Source organism: Amycolatopsis orientalis DSM 43388 (genome assembly GCF_000411975.1).
GTDB lineage: Bacteria > Actinomycetota > Actinomycetes > Mycobacteriales > Pseudonocardiaceae > Amycolatopsis > Amycolatopsis orientalis_D.
Window position 1 is genome coordinate 20,468 of the sequence record NZ_ASXG01000028.1, and the last position, 7,995, is coordinate 28,462.

Consider the following 7,995-nt stretch of genomic DNA (forward strand, 5'->3'; position numbering starts at 1 on the left):
CCTTTGGTCACCCTCCGTGTCTGCGGTGCCGCGTCTTGGCCGTGTGGGGGATGTCGGTGAACTTCAGCGTCGCCCGCAAGCTCCGCACCGCCCGGTCCAGCCGCAGCAGGGCGACCTGAGAGAGCGTGAACAACTCGTCCACGTCCCATGCCCGCCCGGCGGCGGCGAGCACGACGGTGTCCGGCGCGCCGCCCAGCACGCGTCCGGGGTCCAATGTGGACACTTTGTCGGCGAGCTGTGCCAGCGCTTCCGGTTCGTCGTGCAGAGCCTCGGCGGACACGAGCGCCTGGGTGTAGAGGTGGCTGGCCGCGGTAGCCCGGCCGAGCCATTTGACGTGGATCAGCTCGTCCTCGGGACCCAGCAAGTCGCAGAGTTCGAGGCGCGGATGCAGGGGAGTGCTCGCGAAATCCTTGTCCAGGCAGAGATATCCCGGGGCAAGAGCGGCGACGCGCTGGCAGTACCGGTGCTCGTCGTCGGGCTGCCCGCTCGGTTTCCACGTGACGTCTGGCCAGATGTGCTTGCGGGCCAGCACATCGCGCACCTGCTCTCGCATCTGCGCGACGTAAGTCTCGCCGATCCGGTACCAGCGTGACTGATGGAAGACATACCGCGTGTGCTCGACCGTCGTCTCGAACACGAGCCAGCGGGAGGCGGGCAGCGGCGCGCCGGCGGGCTCCGTGCCAGCCTCGTCGGCGCACGTCGTGATGCGGCCCGCGCGCAGCGCTTTCAGCCGCCGCTCAACGGGAATTCCGCTGAGCCTTGTGGTCAGGTGGTCCAGTTCCAGGCGGCCGGGAACGTGGATCGTACCTCCGGGGCCGAGGCCGGTGATGCGGAACGAACCGGCGTTCTCCGCGTCGTTCGCGGCGCTGGACGGCCAGGCCAGACCGAGCGCGTGACTGCCGCCGAGTGCTTCGGCGAGTTGCCGTTCCAGTTCGGGGACGAGCGGATGGTGCCGGTCCATCGGGCGGGTCTGGGCGATGAATCGCAGCGCGGAATCCTCGTCCGGTTCGTCGACGACGGCGCCGACCGCGTCGAGATCGGCCAGGAACGCTTCGGGATCCTTCGCCAGCGGTGCCCACAGCGAGGTGCCGACGCGGATGCGGTAGCGCTTGCCGGTCACGCGTCCGTAGGTGAGATCGGTGAGATCCGCCGAACCGGCGAGCCGGTGCACGAGATCGCCGTAGGGTTCGAGCCGGAACGCGGACAGCTCGCCGCCGCCGGGAATGGAGATTTGCGTGGCCCGGGCGGAAACATCCAGCGCGGCGCTCGCGACGAGCCCGAGGTCGAACGGGTCGAGCCGGCGGATTCCGAAGCGCAGCCCGAAGCCCTGCTCGATGTGTTCGTCGTTGAGCACGAGATGGCCCGCGCCCCAGGTGACCGCGTACGTCCACGGCGGGCGCGGCACGAGAAGCACAGCGAACGGCAGCGTCGAAGGCAGGTCGAGCGGGCCGCCGCCGAGTGCTTCGGCGTGCTGCAGCCACTGCGGGGCCTCGGTGCGGAAGGCGCCCGCGACGAGCCGGGCGCGGGTGCCGGGGAGATCGACCGGGCGGTCGGCGCTGACCTGTTCGGCCGACAGCGGGTTCAGCAGATCGGATTCCGCCGCGGAGCCGTCGAGACGGAAGAGGGACGCCGGACGGCTGGGGGCAGGCATGACCACCACCGAAGGACGGAATTCCAGGACGTCCGATCAGCCTAGGCGGCGCGGCGGTCCATCCGGTTAATCACGGAGCGCGAATGGCGTGCGAAATAGTGAAATTCCGCTGAATCACCCATTCACGGGACGCGCGCACGGCCGATGATAGGGTTTCCTTTCGGGATGCGCCACAGCGGGTTTTCCGAGGACGGGCAACGGGTAGGTGATCCCGTGATGGCCGTTTACTGGACGCGGAATTGCGATTCGGATAAATTGTCCGGCACCGGGGAAAGAACCTGTTCGCTGGGCACGGCTGGGCTGACCGGGGCGATATCTCCGCATTTCGGTGACGCACGGTGAGCGATCCGGCGGACGCGGCCCTCGGCGAATGGGCTACCCGGGTCGGGTGCGGTTCGCGGGACGGTTCGCGCTGCCGCGCGTGCCCTACTACGCTGGCCGAGTCGTTTCCGGTCGGCCCGCCTGCGGGGGCAGCATGATGACAGTCCCGATGTTCGCGCACGGCGACCGTCTCACGCGTCGGGACCTGGAGACGATCTCGGATGAACGCCGCCGGTACGAGCTGGTGGACGGGACGCTTCTGGTGAGCCCGTCCCCGCGTCCGCTGCATCAGCGGGTGGTCGCGCGCCTCCTCGCCGCGCTCACCCCGGTGTGCCCTGCCGACTGCGAGGTCCTCCCCGCGCCGGTGGACGTGGTGCTCGACGAGTTCACCGTGATGATCCCGGACGTCGTGGTCGGGCGGCGCGAAACCTTCACCGAACGCGCCCTGGTCGGCGTCCCGGTGCTGGCGGTCGAGGTGGTGTCGCCCTCGAGCAGGCACATCGACCGCTTCCTCAAGCCGGCCCGGCTCGCGCTGGCGGGCTGCCCGTACTACTGGGTGATCGAGCCGACCGAGCCGACGCTGAGCTGCTTCCGCCTGACGGACGGCGAATACGTCCTGGACGGCGAGGCGACCGGCGACGCCGTGGTGCGGCTGGAGGAGCCGTACCGGCTGGAGCTTCGACCGGCGGACCTGGTCTCGACGTACTGATCGTTACGCGGCCGGTGCTTTGTTCGCGACGGTGAAGACCAGATTGAGCACGCCGACGGGGACGAAGATGGAGAGCCACCACTTCAAGCTCTTCAGGCACGCTCCTTTCAGCCAGTTCGCGCTTCGGCGGTAGATACCGGAGTTCGTCGCTGCCCACGCCAAGACGAATCCCAGCGTTGCCAGGTACTGCAACACCGTCTGTGCCGCACCGTCCACCAGGACCGCGGCCGCCGTCAGCAGAATCGCCGCGACGAACGTGCCGGTGGCGAACCTGGTCGCACTGACGACTCGTTCAAGTCCTTCCGCGACGTCGGTGCGGGCGGAGCCGGTCAGGGCTTCCCGAGGGCTGCTGGGCACGGGATTTTTGAGACGTGCTTTCTTGATTCGCTGCGACGCAGCGGCCGCGCTGCTCGGCAACTGGCGGAGCACCAGCCGGGGCGGGCGGGGGTATCCGTGCTGGTACAGAAGTGTCGCTCCGGCAGGCCGCAGCCGCAGCAAGCCGACGCCGCGTTCCGGGCGCTCGACGATCGTGCCGTTTTTGCCGAACGTCTGCCATCGTTGGAGATCGGGGTTCACCGAGTGCCCGAATCGATAGTTCCGGCGTTGGTTGTGATGCCTGCACCGGGACCATTCGCCCGGCACCCAATTCCGGCACGCCCAGCCGCGACTTGTCTTCGGGTAGGCGCACTGCACCGGCCATACGCGGCCCCGCAAGATCCAGATCACGACCGAGACCGCCGCGACATAAATCGGGAACAGGGCGCCTATCCACAAGGGCCAAGGCACGTTCGAGACGGACCCGAGCCGGTTCGAGACCCACTGCAAGGTGGACGGCAGCAAGGACAGATAGTCGTTCAACGCGCCCTCCCCGGCGACACGACGTCAAGGCTGGCTACTAGCTGTACTCGACTGGTCGCACTTCGGAAATCCGCTGTACGGAGAGCTGTCGATCACTCGCTCGCCCACCACGCATACTCGAGGTGATCACGAAGTGGCTGTCGTGGCCGGTGAGACGGCGGGCCATCTATGTGGGTGAGCTGTCGGGGGCTAGGCCGAGTCCGCGATCTCCGCCGCCCGTTCCTGTCCGCCGATCGCCGCCTGTACCGAGGTGCACGCCGCCATCAACGCTGCCTCGAACTGGTCTGCCGCGAAGACGCACGCGGTGTGCCCCGCCGGGATCTCGTACGTCGCGGCATCGGCGATCCGCCGCGCCAGGCTGCGTTGATGCGCCGGGGCGATGAAGCCGTCCCGCGAAGTCACCACGACCGCCGTCGGCAGGGTGAGGGTGTGCAGCCACGGCGTCGAGTCGAAGCGGCCGATCTCGTCCAGCGCGACCGCGATCGCCCACGGGCTCGTCGAGCGGAATTCCTCCAGTGCCCACCGGTGGTCCTCCAGGCGGGCGAGGCGTTCGCGGCGGGGTTCGCCGGGGACCAGGCCGATGCGGGCCTGGTCGCGCAGCAGGTGCAGGGTGCGGCCGAACAGGTCGAGCGCCACGCGCTGCCGGATGCCGCGGCGGAAGTTGCTCGCCGTCGAGCACAGGACCAGGCCGGTGACGCGGTCCGGGAAGCGGCGGGCCGCCAGCTGGCCGACCATGCCGCCCATCGAGTAGCCCGCGACCAGGAACTTGCCGATGCCCAGCGCGTCCGCGACCGCCGCCACGTCGTCCGCGCAGTCTTCGAGGCTGAATTCTTGCGAGCGGATGCCCTGGCCGTGCCAGCGCTGGTCGAACACCACCACGCGGTGATTCGCCGACAGCCGCTTCAGCACGGGATACCAGGTCAGCAGCCCGGTGCAGGCGACCGAGTGCAGCAGGACGACCGCGGGCGCGTGCCGCGGGCCGGCGTCGACCACGACGGTCTGGCCGCGGCCGGGCAGGGACAGCGGCTTCGGGTCCGGGACGCCCACGGTCGGCGGGATGGTCGCGAGCTTGCGGGTGGCTTGCCAGCCGAGGTCGCCCAGCGCTGATTTGAGAACTTGTTCCGCGCCCATGTCGGCGTGCCGCCCCTCTCCGCTCCACCGGTCGATCCCACAGCGTCCTCCGGGTATCCGGGGTTGCCGAGTCAGTCCATTCCGGCTAAAAATAGAACGTGTTCCACCTAGGTGGAGGGAGACCGGAGTGGACTTCGCCCCCGACGATACGCAGAGCGAGATCGCCTCGCTCGCCGCGCAAGTGCTCGGGAAGGCCGACGAGCCCGCGGACCAGTGGCGAGCGCTGGCCGACGCGGGCCTGCTCGCCCTGCCCCTGCCCGCCGATCTCGGCGGCGACGGGCTCGGCGCCGACCACGTCGCCCCGGTGCTCACCGAGGTCGGAAGGGCTGCGGCGGCAGTGCCCGCGTATGCCGTGCTGGCGCTCGGGATCCTGCCGATCGAAGCGCTCGGCACCCCGGCGCAGCGTGCCGAGTTCCTGCCGCCCGCGGCAGCGGGGGAGACCATTCTCACTGCCGCCTTGCACGAGCCGTCCGCGCCGCTGACCTCCATCCCCGGGACCAGCGGCGCGGCGGCAGACGGCGCGTGGGCGGTGACTGGCGTCAAGACGCACGTGCCCTACGCCGCGGAGGCAGCGCGAATCCTCACGCCGATCGCGTTGCCGGGCGGCACCGGTGTCGCGCTGGTGGATCCGCGTGCGGACGGGGTCGAGGTGCTGCCCGCGTACAACGCGACCGGGATGCCCGAGTACACGGTGCGCTTCGACGGCGCGCGGGTGAGCGAAGCGGATTTCCTTCGCGACCGAACCGCCGGGCATGCGCAGCAGACACTGCACCGCTACGCATTGGCAGGCGCGCTCGCACTCGGCGACGGACTTCTCGCCGGAGCGTTGGCATTGACGGCCCAGCACGTCGGCGAGCGCACGCAATTCGGCCGTCCACTCGCGACTTTCCAAGCCGTGGCGCAGCAAATCGCGGACGTCTACGTCGCTTCTCGCACCGTGCACCTGGCCGCGGTTTCCGCGGTGTGGCGGCTGGCGTCCGGATTGGACGCGGACACCGAGCTGGATATCGCGGCGTACTGGCTGTCCGAGGAAGCGCCGTCCGCGCTGGCGATCTGTCATCACCTGCACGGCGGCGTCGGCGTCGACCGCAGCTACCCGCTGCATCGGTATTCCTCGGCGGTGAAGGACCTCGGCCGCGCGGTCGGGGGAGCGGCGCACCGGCTCGGCCGGCTGGGCGAACGAGTGGCGGGATGAGCATGCACATCGAACTGACGGCCGCGCAACAGGAACTGCGGGCGCAGCTGCGCGAGTACTTCGCGGGGCTGCTGACGGCCGACGAGCGCCGGGCGTTGCTGCGCGAGCGGCACGGGCAGGTGTACCGCGACGTCGTGCGCCGGATGGGGCGCGACGGGAAGCTCGGCGTCGGCTGGCCCAAGGAGTACGGCGGCGGTGGTTTCGGCGAGATCGAGCAGCACATCTTCGTCGACGAGGCCGCCCGTGCGGATGTCCAGCTGCCGTCGGTGACGCTGCAGACGGTGGGGCCGACGTTGCAGGCGTTCGGCACCGAGGAACAGAAAGCCTTGTTCCTGCCCAAGATTCTGGCCGGGGAAGTGCATTTCGCCATCGGCTACACGGAACCGGAAGCCGGGACAGACCTCGCCTCGCTGCGCACGCGCGCGGTGCGCGACGGCGACGACTACGTGGTCAACGGCCAGAAAATCTTCACCACCGGCGGCCACGACGCGGACTACGTCTGGCTCGCCGTGCGCACCGACCCGGACGCGCCGAAGCACAAGGGCATCTCGATCCTCATCGTGGACACCCGCGACCCCGGTTATTCGTGGACGCCGATCATCACCTGCGACGGCGCGCACCACGTGAACGCGACCTTCTACTCCGACGTGCGGGTGCCGGCGAACATGCTGGTGGGAGAGGAAAACCGGGGCTGGCGGCTGATCACCACGCAGCTCAACCACGAGCGCGTGATGCTCGGCCCGGCCGGGCGGATCGGCGGCCTGCACGACCGCGTGTGGGCGTGGGCGGCGGCGCGCCGGACCGCGGACGGCACGCCGATGCTGGACCTTCCGGACGTGCGCGCGGCGCTGGCCGAGACGTTCGCGGTCGCGCGGGTCAACGAGCTGCTCAACTGGCAGGTCGCCGCGGCGGCGGAGCACGGGTCGGTCGAGATCGCCGACGCCTCGGCGACGAAGGTGTTCGCCTCCGAGCGGATCCAGCGGATCGGGCGGCTGCTGGAGGAGCTGGTCGGGCGGCACGGCGACCTCGCCGACCCGGACACCGCGGAACTCGCCGAATGGCTCGACGTGCTGGCGAAACGGAATCTGGTGCTGACGTTCGGCGGGGGCGTCAGCGAGATCCAGCGCGAACTGATCGCCTCCGCCGGACTGAAACTGCCGAGGGTGCCGCGATGACGATCGAGGAAGCCGCCGCGAAAATCGCCGCACAGGGCGAAAGCGCGCCGAGGTACGCGCGCGATCCGGTGAACCAGGCGATGGTGCACAACTGGGTGGAGGCGATCGGTGACGCCAATCCGGTCTACACCGACGCGGAGTTCGCCGAGACGAGTGTCCACAAGGGACTCGTCGCGCCGCCGGCGATGGCGCAGGTGTGGACGATGCCGGGGCTGCACGGCGTGCGCGGCGACGACGATCCGCTCGGCCTGATCCTCAAGGTGCTCGACGACGCCGGGTTCACGTCCATCGTGGCCACCAACTCGGAGCAGAACTATCACCGCTACCTGCGGCCTGGCGAGCACGTCTCGACCACGAACGTCCTGGAGGACGTCACCGGTCCGAAGCGCACCGCGCTGGGCGAGGGCTGGTTCGTGACCACCCGGACGAATTGGTACGTCGACGGGGAACTGGTGGCGGACATGGTCTTCCGCGTGCTGAAATTCCGGCCGCGCGAACCGGAACCGCCGCCGTCGCCGGTGCTGCGGCCGGTGATCAGCCACGACACCAAGTTCTTCTGGGACGGCCTGCGCGAAGGCGAATTGCGCATCCAGCGGTGGGGCGACGTGCTGCGGCATCCGCCCGGCCCGATGCCGCCGGACGGGTCGCTCGACACGGTGCCGGACTACGTCGTGGCCAGCGGACGCGGCACCGTCTACAGCTTCGTCGTGCACCACCATCCCGCGGTGCCGGGCAAACGGCTGCCGTTCGTGGTCGCGCTGGTGGAACTGGAGGAAGGCGTGCGGGTGATGGCCGAACTGCTCGACGCCGACCCCGAAGAAGTCCACATCGGACTTCCGGTGACCGCCGCGTTCGTGCGCGTGGACGACGAATTGACCCTGCCCGCGTGGAAGGTGGCTGTCTAATGCTTTTGTCAAGCGGCAGGGGTGACTGTGGTGTGGTTGGCCTGGTACGG

At 69.4% G+C, this 7,995-nt stretch carries 7 protein-coding genes; 4 read left to right on the forward strand and 3 right to left on the reverse strand.

Annotation, left to right across the window (positions count from 1 at the left end; translation table 11 throughout):
* Positions 1 to 7: 7 nt before the first annotated feature.
* Positions 8 to 1,651: a TIGR04141 family sporadically distributed protein gene (locus L942_RS04710; RefSeq protein WP_037355361.1), complete on the reverse strand. Its 1,644-nt coding sequence runs from the start codon at positions 1,649 to 1,651 to the stop codon at positions 8 to 10.
* Between the two features lie 490 nt (positions 1,652 to 2,141).
* On the opposite strand from L942_RS04710, the gene L942_RS04715 reads away from it, so the two are divergent.
* Entirely contained in the window at positions 2,142 to 2,681 is a 540-nt protein-coding gene (locus L942_RS04715) for a Uma2 family endonuclease (protein ID WP_037355362.1), read from the forward strand.
* A 3-nt stretch (positions 2,682 to 2,684) separates the two neighbouring features.
* Here the strand turns inward: L942_RS04715 and L942_RS04720 are convergent, their stop codons facing one another.
* Positions 2,685 to 3,257 (reverse strand): hypothetical protein, encoded by a 573-nt coding sequence (locus tag L942_RS04720; RefSeq protein ID WP_158684416.1) that lies wholly within the window; start codon positions 3,255 to 3,257, stop codon positions 2,685 to 2,687.
* Between the two features lie 471 nt (positions 3,258 to 3,728).
* The gene (locus L942_RS04725) at positions 3,729 to 4,670 is read right to left on the reverse strand and encodes an alpha/beta fold hydrolase (protein WP_051165720.1); all 942 of its coding nucleotides are present in this window, start codon (positions 4,668 to 4,670) and stop codon (positions 3,729 to 3,731) included.
* A 127-nt stretch (positions 4,671 to 4,797) separates the two neighbouring features.
* Here L942_RS04725 and L942_RS04730 point away from each other — a divergent pair, with 127 nt between their 5' ends.
* From L942_RS04730 to L942_RS04740, 3 genes are read left to right on the forward strand one after another with little or no spacing between them, the layout of a single operon-like run.
* Positions 4,798 to 5,865, forward strand: a complete 1,068-nt coding sequence (locus tag L942_RS04730) for an acyl-CoA dehydrogenase family protein (protein ID WP_037355356.1) — start codon at positions 4,798 to 4,800, stop codon at positions 5,863 to 5,865.
* A 2-nt stretch (positions 5,866 to 5,867) separates the two neighbouring features.
* The gene (locus tag L942_RS04735) at positions 5,868 to 7,040 is read left to right on the forward strand and encodes an acyl-CoA dehydrogenase family protein (RefSeq protein WP_037355358.1); all 1,173 of its coding nucleotides are present in this window, start codon (positions 5,868 to 5,870) and stop codon (positions 7,038 to 7,040) included.
* A complete protein-coding gene (locus L942_RS04740) occupies positions 7,037 to 7,945 on the forward strand; it encodes a bifunctional MaoC family dehydratase N-terminal/OB-fold nucleic acid binding domain-containing protein (RefSeq protein WP_037355360.1) in 909 nt (302 codons plus the stop codon). Before L942_RS04735 ends, L942_RS04740 begins: the two co-directional genes overlap by 4 nt.
* Positions 7,946 to 7,995: the final 50 nt, after the last annotated feature.